This is a genomic window from Pseudomonas sp. Choline-02u-1 (genome assembly GCF_002836515.1).
Classification (GTDB): Bacteria; Pseudomonadota; Gammaproteobacteria; order Pseudomonadales; family Pseudomonadaceae; genus Aquipseudomonas.
This window is the reverse complement of the sequence record NZ_PJBC01000064.1, coordinates 128,665-150,343: the sequence shown is the minus strand read 5'-3', so window position 1 is coordinate 150,343 and position 21,679 is coordinate 128,665. Positions and strand designations below refer to the sequence as shown.

Annotated in this window: 21 protein-coding genes; 9 read left to right on the top strand and 12 right to left on the bottom strand. The window is 59.8% G+C overall.

Features of this window, described 5'->3' with window-relative positions; translation table 11 throughout:
* Positions 1-3 precede the first annotated feature (3 nt).
* From rplQ to bfr, 3 genes are all read left to right on the top strand, one after another.
* On the top strand, positions 4-390 hold the full coding sequence (rplQ, locus tag CXF97_RS21315; protein WP_003176402.1) for a 50S ribosomal protein L17: 387 nt from the start codon (positions 4-6) through the stop codon (positions 388-390).
* 239 nt (positions 391-629) lie between these two features.
* The gene (locus tag CXF97_RS21310; protein ID WP_101160794.1) at positions 630-2,084 is read left to right on the top strand and encodes a catalase; all 1,455 of its coding nucleotides are present in this window, start codon (positions 630-632) and stop codon (positions 2,082-2,084) included.
* Positions 2,085-2,233: 149 nt separating this feature from the next.
* Complete coding sequence (bfr, locus tag CXF97_RS21305) at positions 2,234-2,701, top strand: bacterioferritin (protein WP_101160792.1); 468 nt, start codon at positions 2,234-2,236, stop codon at positions 2,699-2,701.
* 65 nt (positions 2,702-2,766) lie between these two features.
* On the opposite strand, the gene uvrA is transcribed toward bfr, so the two are convergent.
* The gene (uvrA, locus tag CXF97_RS21300) at positions 2,767-5,601 is read right to left on the bottom strand and encodes an excinuclease ABC subunit UvrA (protein ID WP_101160789.1); all 2,835 of its coding nucleotides are present in this window, start codon (positions 5,599-5,601) and stop codon (positions 2,767-2,769) included.
* Between the two features lie 190 nt (positions 5,602-5,791).
* Here uvrA and CXF97_RS21295 point away from each other — a divergent pair, with 190 nt between their 5' ends.
* The 3 genes from CXF97_RS21295 to CXF97_RS21285 all read left to right on the top strand — a co-directional run bounded on the left by CXF97_RS21295 (position 5,792) and on the right by CXF97_RS21285 (position 9,173).
* Entirely contained in the window at positions 5,792-7,189 is a 1,398-nt protein-coding gene (locus CXF97_RS21295) for an MFS transporter (protein WP_101160786.1), read from the top strand.
* A gap of 9 nt (positions 7,190-7,198) precedes the next feature.
* The gene (locus CXF97_RS21290; RefSeq protein ID WP_042610650.1) at positions 7,199-7,720 is read left to right on the top strand and encodes a single-stranded DNA-binding protein; all 522 of its coding nucleotides are present in this window, start codon (positions 7,199-7,201) and stop codon (positions 7,718-7,720) included.
* A 247-nt stretch (positions 7,721-7,967) separates the two neighbouring features.
* Entirely contained in the window at positions 7,968-9,173 is a 1,206-nt protein-coding gene (locus tag CXF97_RS21285) for an acyltransferase (RefSeq protein ID WP_101160783.1), read from the top strand.
* A gap of 56 nt (positions 9,174-9,229) precedes the next feature.
* Here the strand turns inward: CXF97_RS21285 and CXF97_RS21280 are convergent, their stop codons facing one another.
* The 7 genes from CXF97_RS21280 to CXF97_RS21250 form a co-directional block, all read right to left on the bottom strand.
* On the bottom strand, positions 9,230-10,387 hold the full coding sequence (locus tag CXF97_RS21280; protein WP_101160780.1) for a glutathionylspermidine synthase family protein: 1,158 nt from the start codon (positions 10,385-10,387) through the stop codon (positions 9,230-9,232).
* A 1-nt stretch (position 10,388) separates the two neighbouring features.
* Positions 10,389-11,084, bottom strand: a complete 696-nt coding sequence (locus CXF97_RS21275) for a DUF1190 domain-containing protein (RefSeq protein WP_101160777.1) — start codon at positions 11,082-11,084, stop codon at positions 10,389-10,391.
* An 18-nt stretch (positions 11,085-11,102) separates the two neighbouring features.
* Positions 11,103-11,528 (bottom strand): DUF350 domain-containing protein, encoded by a 426-nt coding sequence (locus tag CXF97_RS21270; RefSeq protein WP_016772952.1) that lies wholly within the window; start codon positions 11,526-11,528, stop codon positions 11,103-11,105.
* Between the two features lie 15 nt (positions 11,529-11,543).
* Positions 11,544-12,194 (bottom strand): DUF2491 family protein, encoded by a 651-nt coding sequence (locus CXF97_RS21265; RefSeq protein WP_101160775.1) that lies wholly within the window; start codon positions 12,192-12,194, stop codon positions 11,544-11,546.
* Positions 12,195-12,390: 196 nt separating this feature from the next.
* Positions 12,391-13,089: a PspA/IM30 family protein gene (locus CXF97_RS21260; protein WP_101160773.1), complete on the bottom strand. Its 699-nt coding sequence runs from the start codon at positions 13,087-13,089 to the stop codon at positions 12,391-12,393.
* A 17-nt stretch (positions 13,090-13,106) separates the two neighbouring features.
* A complete protein-coding gene (locus CXF97_RS21255; RefSeq protein ID WP_101160769.1) occupies positions 13,107-13,775 on the bottom strand; it encodes a YjfI family protein in 669 nt (222 codons plus the stop codon).
* Positions 13,776-13,918: 143 nt separating this feature from the next.
* Positions 13,919-14,473, bottom strand: a complete 555-nt coding sequence (locus CXF97_RS21250) for a cysteine hydrolase family protein (protein WP_101160766.1) — start codon at positions 14,471-14,473, stop codon at positions 13,919-13,921.
* 101 nt (positions 14,474-14,574) lie between these two features.
* Here CXF97_RS21250 and CXF97_RS21245 point away from each other — a divergent pair, with 101 nt between their 5' ends.
* The 3 genes from CXF97_RS21245 to CXF97_RS21235 all read left to right on the top strand — a co-directional run bounded on the left by CXF97_RS21245 (position 14,575) and on the right by CXF97_RS21235 (position 17,623).
* The gene (locus tag CXF97_RS21245; protein ID WP_101160764.1) at positions 14,575-15,555 is read left to right on the top strand and encodes a GlxA family transcriptional regulator; all 981 of its coding nucleotides are present in this window, start codon (positions 14,575-14,577) and stop codon (positions 15,553-15,555) included.
* 213 nt (positions 15,556-15,768) lie between these two features.
* Entirely contained in the window at positions 15,769-16,878 is a 1,110-nt protein-coding gene (locus tag CXF97_RS21240; protein WP_101160761.1) for a DUF3182 family protein, read from the top strand.
* Positions 16,868-17,623: a S9 family peptidase gene (locus CXF97_RS21235; protein WP_071173737.1), complete on the top strand. Its 756-nt coding sequence runs from the start codon at positions 16,868-16,870 to the stop codon at positions 17,621-17,623. Before CXF97_RS21240 ends, CXF97_RS21235 begins: the two co-directional genes overlap by 11 nt.
* 59 nt (positions 17,624-17,682) lie before the next feature.
* Here the strand turns inward: CXF97_RS21235 and CXF97_RS21230 are convergent, their stop codons facing one another.
* From CXF97_RS21230 to CXF97_RS21215, 4 genes are read right to left on the bottom strand one after another with little or no spacing between them, the layout of a single operon-like run.
* On the bottom strand, positions 17,683-18,672 hold the full coding sequence (locus CXF97_RS21230; protein WP_101160759.1) for a lysylphosphatidylglycerol synthase domain-containing protein: 990 nt from the start codon (positions 18,670-18,672) through the stop codon (positions 17,683-17,685).
* Positions 18,669-19,943, bottom strand: a complete 1,275-nt coding sequence (gene clsB, locus CXF97_RS21225; RefSeq protein ID WP_101160757.1) for a cardiolipin synthase ClsB — start codon at positions 19,941-19,943, stop codon at positions 18,669-18,671. The genes CXF97_RS21230 and clsB overlap by 4 nt, the downstream gene beginning before the upstream one ends.
* The gene (locus tag CXF97_RS21220; protein WP_101160754.1) at positions 19,940-20,737 is read right to left on the bottom strand and encodes an endonuclease/exonuclease/phosphatase family protein; all 798 of its coding nucleotides are present in this window, start codon (positions 20,735-20,737) and stop codon (positions 19,940-19,942) included. Before CXF97_RS21220 ends, clsB begins: the two co-directional genes overlap by 4 nt.
* Positions 20,734-21,660, bottom strand: coding sequence for a DUF72 domain-containing protein (locus CXF97_RS21215; RefSeq protein ID WP_101160753.1), 927 nt, complete (start codon positions 21,658-21,660; stop codon positions 20,734-20,736). Before CXF97_RS21215 ends, CXF97_RS21220 begins: the two co-directional genes overlap by 4 nt.
* Positions 21,661-21,679: the final 19 nt, after the last annotated feature.

Here is a 21,679-nt window from a genome sequence, read left to right as displayed (position 1 = left end):
ACCATGCGTCATCGTAAAAGTGGTCGTCACCTGAGCCGCACCAGCTCGCACCGCAAGGCCATGTTCCAAAACATGGCGGTGTCGCTGTTCGAGCACGAGCTGATCAAAACTACTCTGCCAAAAGCCAAAGAACTGCGCCGCGTTGCCGAGCCGCTGATCACTCTGGCCAAGACAGACAGCCTGGCTAACCGCCGTCTGGCTTTCGACCGTACTCGTTCGAAAGCTATCGTTGGTAAGCTCTTCAACGACCTGGGCAAGCGTTACGCTACCCGTGAGGGTGGCTACCTGCGCATCCTCAAGTGCGGTTTCCGTGCTGGCGACAACGCGCCTATGGCGTACGTCGAGTTGGTTGATCGTGCTACTGCTGGCGAAGCTGTATCCGCCGAGTAAGACGTCAGTCTGAAACGAAAAACCGGGCCTAGTGCCCGGTTTTTTGTGCCTGTAACAAATGCGCCGTTTGTACAAGTTTCTGACATGGTTGAACAGCCACTATGTGCTGGGAAAACATTATTAGTAATTATCTATCGATGCCTGCAAGTTAATGAATTTGTAGCTAAACAGTCGATGATCAATACTTCCCGCCAAGCCCAGTAGCCGGCAGTTCAAGACTGACAGAGGAAGATGACCGCATGAGCCAGACCAAGACGCTTACAACCGCCAGTGGCGCACCCGTCGCTGATAACCAGAATTCTCGCTCCGCCGGCCCGCGCGGTCCGTTGCTGCTCGACGACTTTCATCTGATCGAAAAGCTCGCGCACTTCAATCGTGAAAATATTCCTGAGCGCCGTGTCCATGCAAAAGGCTCGGGCGCTTACGGTACGTTCACCGTTACCCGCGATATCACTGAATACACCAGTGCCAAATTGTTCGAGTCGGTAGGTAAACAAACGCCGACCTTTCTGCGCTTTTCCACCGTGGGTGGCGAGCGTGGCTCAGCCGACACCGAGCGCGACCCGCGCGGTTTCGCCTTGAAGTTCTACACCGAAGAAGGCAACTGGGACATCGTTGGCAACAACACGCCAGTATTCTTCATCCGTGATCCCCTGAAATTTCCTGACTTCATCCACACCCAGAAGCGTCTGCCGCAAAGCAATCTCAAAAGCGCTCAGATGATGTGGGACTTCTGGTCGCATTCGCCTGAGGCGCTGCACCAGGTCACCATTCTGTTTTCTGACCGCGGCATTCCTGACGGCTACCGTCACATGCACGGTTTCGGTAGCCACACCTACTGCCTGATCAACGCCAAAGGCGAGCGTCACTGGGTGAAGTGGCACTACAAAACCCAGCAAGGCATCAAGAACCTGGCGCCAGCCGAGGCCGCGCGTTTGGCGGGTACCGATCCGGACTACGCGCAGCGTGACCTGTTCGAGGCTATCGAGCGCGGTGAATTCCCGAAATGGCGCGTGTGCATTCAGATCATGACCGAAGCGCAGGCGGCGGCTCATTACGAGAATCCATTCGACGTGACCAAGACTTGGTCGCAGAAGGAGTTTCCGTTGATCGAAGTTGGTGAGCTGGAGTTGAATCGTAACCCGCTGAACTACTTCGCTGAAGTTGAACAGGCTGCATTCGGCCCGAGCAACATGGTGCCAGGCGTTGGTCTGTCACCGGACCGTATGCTGCAGGGTCGCGTATTCGCCTACGCTGACGCACACCGCTACCGTGTCGGCACCAACCACCAGCAATTGCCGGTGAACGCACCACGCAGCCCGGTGAACACTTACCAGCGTGACGGGGCCATGGCGTTCGGCAGCAATGGCGGCGCAGCGCCAAACTACGAACCTAACAGCTACGTCGAATCGCCGAAACAAGCCCCACATTACGCCGAACCAGCGTTGGCCTTGAGCGGTGCCGCTGATCGCTACGATCACCGTGAAGACACCGATTACTACAGCCACGCGGGTGCCTTGTTCCGCTTGATGAGCGACGAGCAGAAAGCTCTGCTGGTCAGCAACATTGCCGGTGCCATGGCAGGTGTTTCAAGCGACGTCGTTGATCGCCAGTTGCAGCATTTTTACAAAGCTGATCCGGCGTACGGAGAAGCAATCGCAAAGCTGCTCAACGTACAGCTTAACGAAGTCTAAACGAGAAGCAGAACCGCCCTCATTTGGGCGGTTTTTGCGTTATTTAAGCTGCTTTTCTCGGAGATTCTTCGCTTTTCTTGCGCGCAGCGGGTGACCTTCCGGTCAGGTTGGTTCAAACTACAGACTTTCAGGCAGGGAGATGTAGGGCGATGCAAGGCCACCCAGACGTAATCGATTACCTCAACACGTTGCTGACCGGCGAACTGGCCGCGCGTGACCAATATTTCGTTCATTCGCGGATGTATGAGGACTGGGGGTTCACCAAGCTCTACGAGCGCATCAACCACGAGATGGAAGAAGAAGCCGGCCACGCCGATGCGTTGATGCGGCGGATTCTGATGCTCGAAGGCACCCCGCGCATGCGTCCGGATGATCTGGATGTTGGCACTACGGTGCCGACGATGCTCGAAGCCGATCTGCGCCTCGAATACAAAGTCCGCGCTGCGCTGTGCAAGGGCATCGAACTTTGCGAGCAACACCAGGACTATGTCAGCCGCGAAATTCTGCGGGTTCAGCTCAACGACACCGAAGAAGATCATACCTACTGGCTGGAAAAGCAGCTCGGCCTGATCAATCTCATCGGTCTCGAGAACTACCTGCAATCCCACGCGTCCTGATTGCAATAGCTACAAAAAAGCCCCTGTCACTTCAACGGTGACAGGGGCTTTTTCATGCCTGACGGTTATGCCCGATCGCGGATCAGCAGCGGCTTGAGGTAATGGCCGGTGTGAGATTGCTTCATCTCGGCCACTTCCTCCGGGGTGCCGGTAGCAATGATCTGACCGCCCTTGGAACCGCCCTCGGGACCAAGATCCACCAGCCAGTCGGCGGTCTTGATCACATCGAGGTTGTGCTCGATGACCACCACGGTGTTGCCGTGATCGCGTAGACGATGCAGCACGTCGAGCAACTGCTGGATATCGGCGAAGTGCAAACCGGTGGTCGGTTCATCGAGGATGTACAAGGTTTTGCCGGTATCACGCTTGGACAGCTCGCGAGACAGCTTCACCCGCTGTGCCTCACCGCCAGAGAGCGTGGTCGCAGACTGCCCGAGCTTGATGTACGACAGGCCCACATCCATCAGCGTTTGCAGCTTGCGCGCCAGCGCCGGCACCGCGTCGAAGAACTCTCGGGCTTCTTCGATGGTCATCTCGAGAGTCTCGTGAATGCTCTTGCCCTTGTATTTGATCTCAAGGGTCTCGCGGTTGTAACGCTTGCTCTTGCACACATCGCAGGGCACGTAGATATCCGGCAGGAAGTGCATTTCCACCTTGATCAGGCCGTCGCCCTGACACGCCTCGCAGCGACCGCCCTTGACGTTGAACGAGAAACGCCCCGGGCCGTAACCACGGGAACGCGACTCGGGCACGCCAGCGAACAGTTCGCGGATCGGCGTGAACAGCCCGGTATAGGTCGCCGGGTTGGAACGTGGTGTGCGTCCAATCGGGCTTTGGTCGATGTCGACGACTTTGTCGAGATGTTCCAGACCTTTGATGCTGTCATGCGCGGCGGCTTCCAGCGTGGTCGCACCGTTGAGTGCCGTTGCGCTCAGCGGGAACAGCGTGTTGTTGATCAGTGTCGATTTGCCAGAACCGGAGACGCCAGTCACGCAGGTCAGCAGGCCGATCGGGATGTCCAGATCGACATTGCGCAAGTTGTTGCCACGCGCACCTTTGAGCGACAGGTTGAGCTTCTTGTTGCGCGGCGTGCGTTTGGCCGGCACTTCGATCTTCACCCGGCCGGACAGGTATTTGCCGGTCAGCGAATCCGGGTGCGCCATGACTTCGTCCGGTGTGCCTTCGGCAACGATCTGCCCACCATGTACGCCGGCGCCCGGACCGATGTCGACGACATAGTCAGCCAGGCGAATCGCGTCTTCGTCGTGTTCGACGACGATCACTGTGTTGCCGATGTCGCGCAAATGCTTGAGCGTGCCGAGCAGTCGGTCGTTGTCGCGCTGATGCAGGCCAATGGACGGTTCATCGAGGATGTACAGAACGCCGACCAGACCGGCGCCGATCTGACTGGCCAGACGAATCCGCTGCGCCTCGCCACCAGACAAGGTGTCGGCACTGCGATCCAGCGACAGGTAATCGAGGCCGACGTTGACCAGAAACTGCAGACGCTCGCGAATTTCCTTGAGAATCTTGTCGGCGATCTCGCCGCGCCGCCCGGTCATCTTCAGATCGGCGAAATACTCGCAGGCGTCACCGATCGGCAGGTTGGTCACGGCCGGCAGGGTTTTCTCACCCACCCAGACGTGCCGTGCTTCGCGACGCAGACGTGTGCCACGGCAATCCGGGCAGGCCTGATGGCTGAGGAACTTGGCCAGCTCTTCGCGCACGCTCGCCGATTCTGTTTCGCGGTAACGGCGCTCAAGATTCGGCACGATACCTTCAAACGGGTGCGAGCGTTTGACGATGTCGCCACGGTCGTTGAGGTATTTGAAGTCGACGTTCTGCGAGCCGCTGCCGTGCAGGATGAACTTCTGCTGCTCGGCGCTCAGCTCGTTGAAGGGCTTGTCCAGGCTGAACTTGTAGTGTGAGGCGAGTGAGCCGAGCATCTGGAAGTAATAGACGTTGCGCCGGTCCCAGCCGCGTATCGCACCTTCGGCCAGGGTCAGCTCGCCATTGACCAGGCGCTTGATGTCGAAGAACTGCTTCACGCCCAGGCCATCGCAGGTCGGGCAGGCGCCGGCCGGGTTGTTGAAGGAGAACAGCTTGGGTTCCAGCTCGCTGATTGCATGGCCGCAGATCGGGCAGGCGAAGCGTGCGGAGAAGATCATTTCTTCGCCGGGCTCGTCGTCCATCGGTGCAACCAGGGCAATGCCGTCGGCGAGTTTCAGCGCGGTCTCGAACGACTCGGCAAGACGTTGTTGCAGATCGGCGCGGACCTTGAAGCGGTCGACGATCACATCGATCGAGTGCTTCTTCTGTTTATCCAGTTTCGGCAGTTCGTCGAGCTCGCAGATGCGGCCATTGACCCGGGCGCGGACAAAGCCCTGCGCGCGCAGCTCTTCGAACACCGACAGGTGCTCCCCTTTACGCTCGCGGATCACCGGCGCCAGCAACATTAGCTTGCTGCCTTCCGGCTGCGCCAGTACCAGATCGACCATCTGACTGACGGTCTGCGCCTCCAGCGGAATGTCGTGATCCGGGCAACGCGGCGTACCGACGCGAGCGTAAAGCAAGCGCAGGTAGTCGTAGATTTCGGTGATGGTGCCGACCGTGGAACGGGGGTTGTGCGAGGTCGACTTCTGTTCGATGGAGATCGCCGGCGACAGGCCTTCGATGGTGTCGACGTCGGGTTTTTCCATCATCGACAGGAACTGGCGGGCGTAGGCCGACAGCGATTCGACATAGCGGCGCTGACCTTCGGCATACAGCGTGTCGAACGCCAGGGACGACTTGCCGGATCCGGACAGGCCGGTGATGACGATCAGTTTGTCCCGTGGCAGGGTCAGGTCGATGTTCTTCAGGTTGTGGGTACGGGCCCCACGTATCAGGATCTTGTCCAAAGTGGCCTCGCTCGGCGGGCGTCGAAAACGTAGGAGTATACGGGCAAATACTGGATGGATGCACACTATCCAACGAAGGCTTCTTGCCGTTCATGAAGAGAGTTTCATCTATACGCGTCATAGCGTCGCGATATACCCCGTCTTCCGATGGGACTGGTAGAATCGCCGCCGGTTCACACGAGGTTTTTCCATGCACGATCCCCACAGCGAACGCATGAGTGGCAGCGAGACCCGCGCGGCGAGCGGTCTGGCCTTGGTGTTCGCCTTCCGTATGCTGGGCATGTTCATGGTGTTGCCGGTGCTGGCGACCTATGGCATGGATCTGGCGGGAGCGACCCCGGCCCTGATCGGGCTGGCGATTGGCGCTTACGGCCTGACCCAGGCAATTTTCCAGATCCCCTTCGGGATCATTTCCGACAGGATCGGCCGTCGACCGGTGATTTATCTGGGACTGATCGTCTTCGCCCTCGGCAGCGTCCTCGCCTCGCAGGCCGATTCGATCTGGGGCGTGATCGCCGGGCGGATCCTGCAGGGCGCCGGGGCGATTTCCGCAGCGGTCATGGCGCTGCTGTCCGACCTGACCCGCGAACAGCATCGAACCAAAGCCATGGCGATGATCGGCATGACCATCGGCCTGTCGTTCGCCGTGGCCATGGTCGTGGGGCCATTGCTGACCAGCGCTTTCGGGTTGTCGGGGCTGTTCCTTGCCACTGGCGCCATGGCGCTGGTCGGCATTCTGATCATCATGTTCATGGTGCCGCGCTCCACCGGGCCGTTGCAGCACCGTGAATCCGGGGTGGCGCGGCAGGCATTGCTGCCGACGCTCAAGCATCCGGACCTGCTGCGCCTTGATTTGGGCATCTTTGTGTTACATGCCATGTTGATGTCGAGCTTCGTCGCCTTGCCCCTGGCGCTGGTGGAAAAAGCCGGCCTGCCCAAGGAGCAGCACTGGTGGGTGTACCTCACCGCGCTGGTGATTTCCTTCTTCGCCATGATCCCTTTCATCATCTATGGCGAGAAGCGACGCAAAATGAAACGAGTTTTGCTCGGTGCCGTCATGACACTGATGCTGACTGAACTATTCTTCTGGCAGTTCGGCGACAGCCTGCGCGCTCTGGTGATTGGCACCGTGGTGTTCTTCACCGCGTTCAATCTGCTGGAGGCTTCGTTGCCATCGCTGATCAGCAAGGTTTCACCGGCAGGTGGCAAGGGCACGGCCATGGGCGTGTACTCCACCAGCCAGTTCCTCGGTTCGGCACTCGGCGGGATACTCGGCGGCTGGCTGTTTCAGCATGGCGGTCTGTCGGTTGTGTTCCTTGGATGTGCCGGGCTGGCTGCACTTTGGCTGGCCTTTGCTGTTACCATGCGCGAACCTCCCTACGTGACGAGCCTGCGCTTGCCGTTGTCGCCCGAAGCGATCCGCGAAGCGGGTCTGGTCGAGCGTCTCAAGGCCCTCGTAGGGGTAACGGATGCAGTGATAGTCGCCGAAGAGGCGGCTGTTTACATCAAACTGGACAAAGAATTAGTGGATCGCACGACCCTCGAACGCCTGGTCAACAACCCGGCCGGGGCTGCGTGCGACGCTTAGGAGAACGTTATGGCCCGTGGGGTTAACAAAGTCATATTGGTCGGCACTTGCGGCCAGGATCCCGAAGTTCGCTACCTGCCTAACGGTAACGCCGTGACCAACCTGAGTCTGGCCACCAGCGAACAATGGACCGACAAGCAAACCGGCCAGAAGGTCGAGAAAACCGAGTGGCACCGTGTTTCGATGTTCGGCAAGGTTGCCGAAATCGCCGGTGAATACCTGCGCAAGGGTTCGCAGGTGTACATCGAAGGCAAGCTGCAGACCCGTGAGTGGGAAAAGGACGGTATCAAGCGTTACACCACCGAAATCGTGGTCGACATGCAAGGCACCATGCAACTGCTCGGCGGCCGTCCACAACAGGGCGATCAGCAAGGCGGCGGCAACAACTACCAGCAGCAGGCGCCACGTCAGCAGGCTCCACGCCCGCAGCAGTCTGCTCCGCAGCAGCGTTCGGCTCCGCCAGCGCCTCAGCAGGCCGCACCGCAACCGGCTCCGGATTTCGACAGCTTCGATGACGATATTCCGTTCTGAGATTTGATCGCTTCCAGACAAAGCCCTCGCTATTGCGGGGGCTTTGTCGTTTTGCAGGGGCTTCGATGAAAACAACGCCGACAGCAGACCGAAGAGTCCGGGTGGATATCCGGAAAAGTTTTTGTACGGAGCCTTGAAGGTCGTCGCGGGCCGCTCCATGATCCCTTCGACGAATAACAAGTCAGCTCATTCGGCGTCGCTTGCAGGCGCTCGAACGCCTGTTTGCACATAAAAACAAGAGAGTCTCATGACCAGTCGCAAGAACAAGGAAATCGAGTATTTGCGCGGGGCGGCCATTCTCATGACGGTCCTGACCCATCTTCCACAACTGTTGCCATTCCACGATTCGTACCTGATGAACTTGTACAACGTGTATTCCCCATGGACCGGGGTAGATCTGTTCTTTTGTATTTCCGGTTACGTTGTCAGCAAGGCGTATCTCGACTATTTCGATAGCCACCGTGAGCAGCACAGGTTCGGATTGGCCGCCACGTCATTCTGGATCCGGCGGGCTTACCGTTTGCTGCCCACCGCGTGGTTATGGGTGCTGATACCGTTAGCGTTTTCGATTCTTTTCAACGAGTCGAATGCGTTCCAGTCATGGTTTTATAACCTGCGCAGTTTTACTGCCGTGGCTACGTTCACGGGCAACCTGGCCAATCAGTACGGTTTGTTGCTCGGTCCTAACTCGGTGTACTGGAGTCTGGCGCTTGAGGAGCAGTTTTACCTCATCTTCCCGCTTTTTCTGCTGCTTGTGACATCGGCGCGCTGGCGGGTGATTGTCCTGCTTGCCTTGATCGCCCTGCAGTTCGGCTTTGATCGCAATGGCTTTGCCGCACCCCCGGCACCGATGCTGTTTTCTTTCAGACTCGATGCGATGATGTGGGGTATTGTGCTCTGCCTGTTCTCCCGCACGCCGCTCTACCGGGACATCGAGCCAGTTGCGCTCGGTACCAGTGTGTTCAAGCGTCTGACGACTACGCTGTTTCTGCTGTATCTGTTGGGCGCGATTGCCGGGCAGATGATCGCGGTGCCGATTGCTGTCGGTCTGATCGCGATAACGGCTTTGATCATTGTCTGGCTGGCCAGCTATCAGAAAGGCTACATCTATTGCCCATCCATCTTCAGCGGGCTGTTCGAGTGGCTGGGTTCACGTTCCTACGCCTTGTACGTGGTGCACATATTTGCCTATCACCTGAGTACCGAGATATGGACGCGATTGGCCGCCAGCAGTGGCATGGCGCTGGGTGCCGGGCATACGGTTGAGCTTGTGCTCACCGCCTTGTTGATCATGGTGGTATGCAGCGAACTGAACTACCGCTTCGTCGAAACGCCACTGCGTCGTCGTGGTGCTGAAATCGCTCGTCGCAGACTGGCAGGAGTGGCAACGGTCGAACCCGCCAGAGAAGAGGTTGCGGTAACGAGCGGGCCGCGTACAACCGAACCGTCCTGACCAGAATGAAAAAGCCGTAGCGCAAACGCTACGGCTTTTTCATGTCTGGGAGTGATCTAGTCGAGGATCAGGTGTGGCAGAAACCGGCTCGAATCCCTGGTGATCAGGCTATTGTCTTCCCGCACCCCAATACCCGCCGCCTCATCGCCGATTACCCACGAGCCGATCAGCGTGTAGCTGTCGCCAAACTTCGGTAACGGCGCAAACTCTTGCAGGATAAATGGCGCATCGGTGTAGGGCCCGTCCTCTTTGACGATCAGGCCCTGGGCCGTTTGCAGTTCGATGTTCGCACCTTCGCGGGAAAAATACGGCTTGCGTACCCAGCCTTTCGGCACGGCACGTTGCGGATTTGGATCGAGGTGCGCTGCCAGCAGATTCGGATGGCCCTTGTGCATTTCCCATAACAAGGGCAACACGCCTTTGTTGGACAGGATTGCCTTCCACGCCGGCTCGAAGAACTGCGTATCGCATTCGGCAATCGCTGCGCCGAACGGTTCGTGGAAAATGAATTCCCAAGCGTGCAGCTTGAACAGGTGTGGAATCCAGCGATCCTGCAGGTCGACGAAACGACCTTCAGCCGTCAGGCCGATGTCTTCGATATCGATGTGGCGTGATTCGATGCCGACCTTTTCCGCGATCAGCCGCAGGTAGTCGGTGGTGCCTTTGTCCTCGACCGAGCCCTTCATCGACGCAAAGTAGAACGGCCGCTTGAGCTGCAGCTCGGCGAAGGCCTGGTGCAGCTTGGTGTCGATGCTATTGAACTGATCAGCATGCCGCGGCAGCGTGCCGCGCTCGATGCACTGTTCCAGCCAGCCCCACTGAAACGCCGCCGCTTCATAGAGGCTGGTCGGCGTGTCGTAGTTGAGCTCCAGCAGTTTCGCCGGGCCGTTACCGCTATAGGAAAAGTCCATGCGACCGTACAGATGCGGATGACCTTCGCGCCAGGAGGTGCGGATCATGTCGTAGTACGCCGGCGCAATGCTCAGGCGGTCGAGCAACTCCTCGCTGCTGACCACGCGATCAACCAGATCCATGCACATTTCATGCAGTTCGGTAGTCGGGTCTTCCAGATCGTTTTCGATTTGCGCGAGGCTGAACTGGTAGTATGCGCTTTCGTCCCAGTACGGTTCGTCATCGATGGTGTGGAACATGAAGCCGAGGCTTTCGGCGGTGTGTTTCCAGTCGGGGCGCTCGGCGCAGTGGATCTTTTTCATGTCAGCTGCTCGAGCGTCCGGAACTGCTGCCCCAGCCACCCCAACCGCTGCGGGCGCTGGACTGGCTGCCGAAGCCGCCGCGCGAAGTCGACGACGCAACGTTCACCGGTTTGCTCTTGCTGCTTTCATAATCCGTCTGGCTGCGCGTGGTGGTCTCAGCTCTGCGGTACTGCGTAGAGGTGTTGTACGGCTGGCGCGTTTCGCGATCGCGGTAAACGGTGCGATTGGCATTGTTGCTCATTGCGTTGCCGATCAGCCAGCCGGTCAGCCAGCCATTACCGCCGCCACCCGAGCCGCCGGAGTAGTGTGAGCTGCCGGTGCTTGCGCTGCTCGTGGTGTCGCCCGCTGGCATCTGCGCATCGGCGATGGCGTCCAGATCTTGCGGCGTCTGAGCATCGCGCGGCACTTTAAAGCCGCCGAGCTTGGGCACGAAGCGGCCGTCGGAATTTTTCTGACACCAGCCGGAGGCAAAGTCTGCGTCGCACTTGGCCTTGTCGTTGTAGGCCGGGGCGATGCGTCGGTGTTCATTCAGAGCGGCGACGTAGGCGCTGGAGCAGAGATCGGCGGCCACTTCGGCGTCGACGCACTGCTCGACGCTCTGGAAATGGCGTGCCTGATCCACCGCTGCCGCTTCCCCGGAAATCGCCATTGCCACTGACGCGGCGAGGGACAACTGCACGTATTTGCTGCGTTTCATCGGGAGGCTTCCTGCCGGTCAGTGGGACGGGGTCATGCACGCGGCATTGAGCATGCCGACGCTGATCGCCACGGCGGCCACATAAATGCCGGCAGCCACTTCGCCGTTGGCGATGCGCTGGGACGTACCCTTGAGCACCAGCCCGGTCGCAACAAATGCCAACAGCTGAACGACTGCTGCGATGACCGCCCAGAGTACAAAGTCGAGCACGTTGACCGAGTAGGCGATCACGTTGCTCGCCGGAATGGCGAAACCGATGATTGCCCCGGACAGGGCGATGGCGGCGGCAGTGTTGCCGGCACGGATCAGCTCGAATTCCTTGTGCGCGGTGATCCGCGTGTAGACGAATTGAAACAGCATGAACAGCAACACGGCGCCGATCAGGTAGACGACAAAACCGACCAGCGCGGTTTTGTTCAGGGAAACGGCCAAGACTTCCAGCATGAAAAACTTCCTTTTTTAGATGGCGCTCAAATCAGTGGTGTACAGCGAAATGCCCAGCGAAGTGCTCAGGCTGACGGTGCCTTCTTCATCCTGTTCGACGCAGAACAGCAGCAGTTCGCGGCGATCGGTCAGGCCGGTGTCGCGGGCATACAGCATGGCGTGGTGCTTGATGGTGTAGGACTCGTCCGGGTTGACCACGTGTTCGGTCATCGGCACCAGTTCGGTCTGCTGCAACTCGGTGCCCCATTCGCGGGTGTACTCAACACCGTCGTGGTTGTAGGTGGGCAGACCGATCAGGCTGTTCGGGCCGGCCAGACGCTGCAGTTCGGCGTCGCTGTTGACCGTCACGTAACTGAGGTAATTGAACAGGGTGACCGACTCGATCTGGTCTTCACCGGTGACGTGGATCTGCACCCAGAAATCCTCGTCGTTCATGTAATAGCGGTGCAGTTTGTTGGACTGGCCAAGATCGACCCAACCGGCGCTCCACACCGCTTGATCGAACGGCACCCGTACCGAAGTCGAGCCTTCCAGCAGCAACGCCAGCGTCGTGTCGAAGCGCACGCCTTTGCCTTGAGCCATGCCCAGCGGGCCGCTTGCGCCGGTGCTCGTTGGCGCAGGGGCCTGCCAATTGCGGGTGCCGAGCAAGTCTTTAAACCATCCCATGGGTACGTTCCTTGAAGCGGGTGGAGGTGTTCGGGGGTGAAAAAGTGGCGGTAGTGTAACGGGCGAAGCGGTGAACGACACGCCGCAAACCATGTGGGAGCGGGCTTGCTCGCGAAGGCGGGGTGACAGGCAGTAGAAATTTGACTGACAGTACGCCTTCGCGAGCAAGCCCGCTCCCACAATTATGATTGCAGTGTTACTGCGCGGACTTCTGCTTCAACCGCTCAAGGATCGCATTGGCGCTGCCTTCGTTCGGCGTGATGCCAGCGTCGCGCAGTTTGCGTTCCAGGTCGTTGCCGGTGGAGGCGTCTGCCAGTTCGTCTGCGGCGTTCAGTTCGGCAGCGCGTTGCTGCTGCTTGGCTTGCAGACGGTTGAGGGTGCCCACGGCGGTTTCGAGTTTGCCGTTGGCGCCGCCGCTGGCAATCGAGGCGCTGACCTGGGCTTTCTGCACGCTGTCGCGGGCCTTGGCCATGTCCACCTGCTGGCGCAAGCTCTTGATTCGCGATTCGGCTTTGCTGATGTCTTTGCGCATGTTGTCGGCGTAGGCGCCGAACTCATCGCTGAGTTTCTTCTCGGCAGCGAGGTCGTTGGTCAGGGTCGAAATCGCTTCGGCCACTTCCAGCGCCAGGTCTTCACGACCGGCGTTCAGTGCGGCAACGGCTTTGGCTTCGAGATCCTTGATCTTGGCGTCGTACTCGCTGACGCGGTCGGCGGCCAGTTTGTGCTTGGCCATGATCGTCACCAGCTCGCGGCGCGCGTTCGACAGCGCGCTGTCGGCGTCGCGGATTTCCTGATCGAGGATGCGCAGGGCCTGCTGGTCGGCGATGGCTTCGCCGACTTCATTGGCACCGCCGCGCAGTGCGGTGAACAACTTGCTCCAGATGGACTGAGTCATTGGATTTTCCCTGTTGATTACTTGAAGAAGTGTTCGAAGGCTTCGCTGGCGCGCTGCACGTTGTCGACCAGGGTTTTCACCTCGGTGATGACGTTGGTCAGGCTCGAGTCGGCGCTGAGGGCGCCGAACATGTTGTAGACGGTCTGCCCGTTGGGCATCGACTCGATACCGATCGACGACAGCGGGAACATCTCGCGGCTGCGCAGCACGGCATCGTTGAACGCCTGGACATTGCTGATCGAGTCGATGTCGACCAGTACGGTATCGACGATGACCTGCTGGCCGGCCAGGGCGATGTGAATCGGCAGGCCGCCGAATTCGTTCATTTGCAGCTTGATGCTCGGCTCGGAGCTCTGGATCAGGGACAGCGAAATCTCTTGGGAAGCCACCTCGTCCAGCGCCTTGAGGGCATTGAAGAGGCTGTCGATGGTCCAGTTGTTGCCTGCGCTCATGTATTTCTCCGACATGAAAGAGCCAGCCAGAATCGGTTGGCGTAGCTGTTGCTCCATTTGCTTGAGCACGCTTCGGTTTTCCGGAAGCACCCAAGTTTCGTGTTTCACATAACCGGCGGCGGCCAGGCCTGCGCGCATTTGCTTCATGTAGAAGCTTGACGGTTTTTTCGCCGACGCTTTGCCACGCTCGCCCTTGGGGCTAGCGGCGGCAGTCGTCCGAGTGCGGCTTGTCATGGCTGGAATCCGGTTATGAGCGTCTCACGCGTGGGCCACACTACAACTAATGCAAAGTGCCATCAACGACTCACGCGTGAGATTTTCATGACAGACGCAAAAAGGCCCGCAACGCGGCGGGCCTGTGGGTTGAGCAGTTGTTGCTAGGCGTTGCTGTGCAGGAACTGCTCGGTTGATACCACGCTGGCATAGGCAAAACCCAGCGCTGACATGAATGCCGCATGCACATGGGCGGCGGGCACCGTCAGGCCATTGAACTCAAGGTCACGGCTGGCGCAGGCATCGTGGATTACTGTGACGCCGTAGCCCATGTCCGCCGCCGCGCGGGTGATGCCATCGATGCACATATGGCTCATGCTGCCGACCACCACCAGTTCGGTGATGCCTTGATCGTCTAGCACCGATTTCAGTTCGGTCTCGCGAAACGAGTTGACGAAGTGCTTGAGCACCACCGGCTCGTCAGCGTGGTTGAGCACTTTGGGGTGCAGTTTGGCGCCTTCGGAGCCGGGGGTAAAAAACGGCGCATCTTCGGCGGTGAATTCGTGGCGAATGTGCACCACCGAATCGCCCGCTGCGCGAAAGGCTGCGATCAGCCGCACGGCGTTGTCGGCTGCGGCGTCGGCGCCGACCAGCGGCCACTTGCCTTGGGGGAAGTAGTCGTTCTGGATATCGACTACGATGAGCGCTTGCTTGGCCATGGGATTGTCCTTGAGGCAGTGATTGGGTGTGACCTCAGTATTGGCGCTGGCCGAGGATTGGAGGATTGGCCGCACCGACAATAGACGGGGGAAAACTGACAATGGCTGCACAAAAAGCCGCGACTGCTGAATTGGGCGTGCTGATTTACCCCGGCGCGCAACTGGCTGCGGTGCACGGCCTGACCGACCTGTTTGCGGTGGCCAACCGCATCGCCGCCGAGTATCAGGCTGTGCAGTTGCCTGTGCTGCGGGTCAGTCACTGGCAGGTCGAAGGCGAGCGGTTGCCAGCGCGGGTTTATGACAGTCATCCGAGTGACGAAGACGCTTTGCTCGCCGTGCTGATTCCGCCGTCTCTGGGCGGGTTCGATGCAGCGCAGATGACTCCGGGCCTGACGCAATGGCTACGCGACCAGCATGCGCGCGGCGCGACCCTCGGTGGCGTCTGTGTGGGCTCGTTGATGCTTGCCGAAAGCGGCTTGCTCGATGGTCGCAGCGCCACCACCCACTGGACCTCGGCCGAGGCGTTTGCCGAGCGTTACCCGAAGATCAAACTGAAGGCCGATACGCCGATAGTCGATGACGGCGATCTGATCACCACGGCGGGGCTGATGGCCTGGTCGGAGCTGGGATTGCGTCTGGTCGATCGCTTGCTCGGCCCGAGCATCGCCACCGCAACTGCGCGGTTTCTGGTGATGGAACACAGTGACAGCGCCAGCGAATGCGGGAGCAATTTCGCGCCGATCCTCAGTCACGGTGACGCGGCGATTCTCAAGGTCCAGCACTGGCTGCAAAGCACCGGGGCGACGGAGGTTTCGCTGGCGGCAATGGCCGAGCGCGCGAGTCTGGAAGAACGCACTTTCCTGCGCCGATTCCGCGCGGCGACAGGGTTGAAGCCGACCGAGTATTGCCAGCATCTGCGGGTCGGCAAGGCGCGGGAAATGCTCGAATTCACCAACGGCACGATCGATCACATCGCCTGGACGGTTGGCTATCAGGATCCGGGGGCGTTTCGCGCGATTTTCAAGAAGATTACCGGGTTGGGGCCGAGTGATTATCGGGGGCGGTTTGGTCTGACGCGTTAAGCTGAATCAATGAACTCCCACAATCATCGCGGCGAGGATGAGAGATCATGCAATTTGCCGGAATTTTCCGCGCCGTCGTGCAGTTTGAAACAGGCGCGATGCCAGCACACTCGTGGCAAACGCCCGATCACCGGGCGGTTCGTGGTGAGCGTTGATTGGCCTGATCTCTGCAATTTCCCTGAGTGAACCCATCGACTGATACAAGGGGAACGCATGACCCCGACACCCAGCAAAAAAATCGTCGTGGCCCATTCGGTACGTGCCGAGGCGCCACAACATGAAGTCGAGACCAACAAGGCCCTGGCGCGCTGGCTGGCGCAGATCCTCAATTGCAAATTCGGCGGCAGTTACGACCCGGCCAAACATTCGGGCCGCGAGCTGTATCTGCTGCCGACGCAGACCATCGTCGGTGCCGCCCATGCTCAAGCGCTGGGCATCAAAGGCCCTGATGATTTGTGGGGCGGTTACGTCGACTACGATTTCATCTGCACCAAAGCCATCAGCCACGGTTTGCGCAGCCATCTGGCGCACGCGCCGCAGGGTTGGTCGCCGCTGTTTTCGGAGCGGGTGCGCAACGTCGTGCTCGACGGTCTCAGCGTATTCGCCCTGGAAGATGCACGGCCCGCTGCCGAACATCTGCTGTATGCCGGGCCGATTCGCTTGAAGCCGGTCCACGCCTGCGCCGGGCGCGGACAGGAAGTGATCAAAAGCCTCGACGCGTTCGATGCAATCCTCGCGCGCCCCGAGGCGCAAAGTCTGTTCAGTGACGGCGTGGTGCTGGAGCAGGACTTGAGCAACGTCATTACCCACAGCGTCGGTCAGTCGTTCATCGGCGGCAAAGTGTTGAGTTATTGCGGCGAGCAGTACTTGACCGAGGACGGCGAGGGCGAAGAGGTCTACGGCGGTTCGAATCTGCTGGTGGTGCAGGGCGGCTATGACCAATTGCTGGCGCTGGAGCTGCCCGATGATGTGCGCCTGGCCATTGAACAGGCGCAGGTGTTCGACAGCGCTGCCAACGAAGCCTACCCGCGCTTCTTCGCCTCGCGGCGCAATTACGATATCGCGCAAGGCCTCGACGCCAGCGGCCAGCCGCGCAGCGGCGTGCTCGAACAATCCTGGCGAATGGGCGGCGCCAGCAGTGCCGAGGTCGCGGCGTTGCAGAGCTTCGTCAACGACCCACAGATGCGCGCCATCCGCGTGTCGTCGGTGGAAACCTATACCGATCAGGCGCTGCCGGCGGATGCCATCGAGGTCTATCGCGGCCCGGCGGAAAACAGCGCGTTTCTTCTCAAATATGTGACGGTCCAATCCTATGACGGCTAGAAGCGAAAGCATTCAAATCGACATTGATGACGAACAGATGAGCGGGACCTTTCTCAGTCCCAAATCGAAAGTCCCGGGGGTGTTGTTTGTTCACGGTTGGGGCGGCAGTCAGGAGCGCGATCTGGAACGGGCCAAAGGCATCGCCGGCCTGGGTTGCGTGTGCCTGACCTTCGACCTGCGCGGGCACACCGGCGGCACCGGAATCCCGCTGACCCGGGTGACCCGTGAAGACAATCTGCGTGATTTGCTGGCGGCCTACGATCGCTTGCTGGCGCACCCGGCCCTCGACACTTCGGCGATCGCCGTGGTCGGCACCAGTTATGGCGGCTATCTGGCCTCGATCCTGACGTCACTGCGCCCGGTGCGCTGGCTGGCGCTGCGCGTACCGGCGCTGTACCGCGACGAGCAATGGCACACGCCCAAACGCGATCTGGACAAGGCCGACCTGCGCGATTATCGCGGCACGCTGGTGCGCGCCGACAGCAATCGCGCCCTGCATGCGTGCTCGCAATTCACTGGCGACGTGCTGTTGGTGGAATCGGAAACCGACGATTTCGTGCCCCACGCGACGATCATGAGTTACCGCGCCGCGTGTCAGCAGACCCACTCGTTGACCCACCGGATCATCGATGGCGCGGATCACGCGTTGAGTGACCCGGTGTCGCAGCAGGCCTACACCTCGATTCTGGTGGACTGGATTACCGAGATGGTGGTGGGCGAGCGGTTGAGCATTATCCAATCCTGAAAAATCAAAAGATCGTCCGATCGCGGCCCGAGCCTTCGGACGATCTTTTGATCTTGATTCTAATGCGTGGGTTTCTTCTCGATCCGCAGCGCCTTGGCCTTGGCCTCCACCACCAGATACATCACCACCGTAATCAACAACGGCAACAGAAAGTAAATCGCCCGGTACGCCAGCAAACCCGCGACGAGACTGCCGCGCGATGCCTCGTGCTGCAGCAGCGCCACAAACACCGCCTCCAGCACACCCAGCCCCGCCGGAATATGCGTGATGACCCCGGCAATCGCGCTGATCAGCAGCACGCCAAGCACCAGCGGGTAATCCAGTTTGCTCGGCAGCAGAGTGAAAATGACTGCCGCCATCAGTGACCAATTCAATGCACCAAGCAGCAATTGCAGCACCGCCATGCGCAGCGACGGCAGGTTGATTTCCACGCCGCGAATCGACCACTCGCGGCGCTTGGAAAACTGACACGCCGCCAGATAGCCGGCACTGACCAACAGCAACAGAACGCCCACCAATTGCAGCGCATCACTGCTGAGTTTCCAGCCCGGCGGCATGCGCACCAGCCCACTGCTGAACACCACGCCGGCGATGGTCATGTAGCCAAACCAGTTGGTCGCCAGGCTCAGACCGAGGATCTTGGCAATATTGCCCTTGCTCACACCCAGCCGCGAATACAGCCGATACCGCATGGCGATGCCGCCGACCCACGCGCTGAGGTTGAGGTTGAAGGCATAACTGATGATGCCCACCGGCAGGATCTGCTTCCAGGTCAGATCCTGACGAATGTAGGTACGGCCGATCAGGTCGAAACTGGCGTACACCAGAAAGCTCAACACGGTCAGGCTGGCAGCGATGATCAGTGTGCGCACCTTGAAATCGGCGAGGGTCTCCAGCACCTCGGCCCATTCGATGCGCGTAGCGAACATCGTCAACAGGACGATCAGCGCGAGAAAGAACAGGATGGTCAGCGGACGTTTCCAGCGGCTCCATTTTGACGGCGCCGCTTGCGCCGAAGGGCTGCTCGAGTGTGCTTCGGAATGACTCATGGACGCGCACCTCGGAAAGGCTTCAGACGCGGTTTATGCGCCGGCAGCCAACCGGCCATCGCCGGGAAGTGCCGCAGGAAGTGGAACACCAGAAAACCCACGGTCATGTGCCAAATGCGCCCGCGCGGCAACAGTTTGGCGTCCATGGCTTTGCAGTGGTTCTGGCTGAGGTCTTCGAGGCGTTCGTACAGGTGCTGATTGAAGGCGCGATCGCGGATCAGTACGTTGGCTTCAAGATTCAGCGACAGGCTCAGCGGGTCCAGATTGCTTGAGCCCACGGTGCTCCAGTCATCGTCGACCAGCGCGACTTTGCCGTGCAGCGGGCGCTGGCAGTATTCGTGAATCTGCACGCCGGCACGCAATAGATAATCGTAAGTCATGCGCGCTGCCAGTTTCGCGACGAGCATGTCCGGCTGGCCCTGCAGGATAAGCCGCACCTCGACGCCACGGCGCGCGGCATTACGGATCTCGCGCAGCAGGCGGTAGCCGGGAAAGAAGTAGGCGTTCGCGATAATTACCCGGCGCTTGGCGTTGCGCAGCACCTGCAAATACACGTCTTCGATATCGGTGTTGTGTTGATCGTTGTCGCGGAACACCAGGCGCACCTGGCCGTCGTGATCGGTGAATGCCATTTCTTCCTGTCGCTGGCGCCGGCGCTGCCACCAGAACCGCGCGCGTCCGGGACGACCGCTTTGCAGCAGGGCGAAGTGATGGATATCGGCGACCACCGGGCCCTGGATCTCCACCGAGTAATCCTGCTTGGCTTCAGGGCCGAAGTCGGCCAGATGATCACCGGAAAAATTGATCCCGCCAATGAACGCGATCAGACCGTCGACCACCACGATCTTGCGGTGCAAACGGCGGAACCAGTTGGTGCGGATGCCCAGGTGCTTGGGCGCCGGATCGAAGATCTGCAAATGCACGCCGGCATCGCTCAATGCTGACAGATAGCCGGTGCTCAGCTCGCCACAGCCGAAGCCGTCGAGGCTGACCGTGGTGCGCACGCCGCGCTGGGCGGCTTCGATGAGGATCTGCTGCAACTCGGCGCCGACCTTGTCTTCGAAAACAATGAAAGTTTCGAGAAGGATCTCGCTCTTGGCTGCGCGCATCGCTTCGAATACGCGGGGGAAATACTCCTCGCCGTTCTCAAGCAATTGCACACGGTTGTTGCTGTGCCATTGATATTCGACGTCAACGTGCCCGGGCTCGCGCACCGGTGGGTTCAGCGTGACCGGGTCGACGGCGGATTTTTCCAGTGGCGCACTGTTCATAGTTCAATCTCCACCGATAACGGTGCGTGGTCGGAAAGGTGGGACCAGGGCCGGTTGGTCAACACTTTTGGCCGGCTGGCCTTGAGGTTGCGTACATAGATGCGGTCGAGCCGCAGCGCTGGCAGCCGCGCCGGAAAGCTGCGCGCCGGTTTGCCGTGGTGTTCGGCAAATACTTCGCGCAGGCCACAGGGCTTGAGCTGCGCATCGGCGCGCTGGCGCCAGTCGTTGAAATCGCCGGCGACGATCACCGGTGCATCGGCGGGCAGTTCGCCGAGTCGTTGCATCAGCAGGTCGAGTTGGGCGTTGCGGTGGCTCTCGCGCAGGCCCAGATGCACGCAGATCGCGTGCACTTCGGTGCCGTCACCGGGCAGGCGCAACACACAATGCAACAGGCCACGGTTTTCATGGCCGCTGATCGACACGTCGAGGTTGTCGTGGCGGATGATCTGGAATTTCGACAGCAGCGCATTACCGTGATCGCCCGCCGGGTACACGGCGTTGCGCCCGTAGGCGAATTGCGGCCAGAGGCTGTCGGCGAGAAATTCGTATTGCGGCATCGTCGGCCAGTTGTCGTAGCGTTTCGGATGCTGCTCGTGCGTGCCGTGGACTTCCTGCAGAAACACCACGTCGGCGGCGACACTGCGCACCGCTTCACGCAGCTCCGGGAGAATGAAACGCCGGTTCAGCGCGGTGAAGCCCTTGTGGGTGTTGACCGTCAGTACGGTGAAGGTGCGCACCGAGGGCGCAACCACGGAGCCTTCGTCGGTGAAACCGACCGGTTCGGGAATGCTCATGACAGAACTCCTTGAGCGGCGACTTGCCCGGGCGTTGTGGCCAGGTCTTTGTCGAGGTCGAAGCGCTGCAGGAGGTTGCGCGCGTCGTAGGGCGCGCGGACTTTGATGTCGTTGTCGAAGTAGCAGAACACTTCGCGGGATTTGCGTGCGCGGGGTTTGAGGCGTGGCGCTATCAGATGTGCATCCTCTGGCTGTTTACCGTGATGCCAGGCGTCGATGCGCTCGGCCCAGCGCTTGAGCGCTTGTTCGGAGTAGCCGCTGGCGTAGAGCTCTTCGGCGCCATGCAAACGCAAGTAGACAAAGTCGCTGGTGAGGTCTTCGCGGTACGGCCATTTGCCGGCGGTGTCGGCGACCACCAGCGCAACGTTATGGCGCTTGAGCAGGCGCACGAACTGCGGGTCGATGAAACTTTCATGACGGATTTCCACGGCATGACGCAGCGGCTTTTTGCGCCAGGCTTTGACGCTGGCATTGCCGGGCATGTGGGCGTCGTGCTGGCGGGCGAGTACGGCGGCAGCTTCGGTGTCGTGTGGCAGTTGCGCTAGAAACTGGTCGAAACGCTCGGCATCGAATTTGAAATTGGGTGGAAACTGCCAAAGGATCGGCCCGAGTTTTTCCTTCAGCTCCAGCACCCCCGAGGCAAAAAAATTCGCCAGCGGTTTTTCGATTTCGCGCAAGCGGCGCACGTGGGTGATGAAGCGCGGCGCCTTGACGCTGAACACAAAGTCATCGGGGGTTTCGGCGTACCACTGGGCGTAACGTTCGGGTCGTTGCAGGGCGTAGAACGATCCATTGATTTCGATGCTGTTGACCGCGCGGGAGGCGAACTGCAATTCGCGTTTCTGCGCCAGCCCCTTCGGGTAGAAATCCCCGCGCCACGGGACGTAGCGCCAGCCTGAAATACCGATGTGAATCGTCGCCATCCCATCCTCCCGTAGAAAG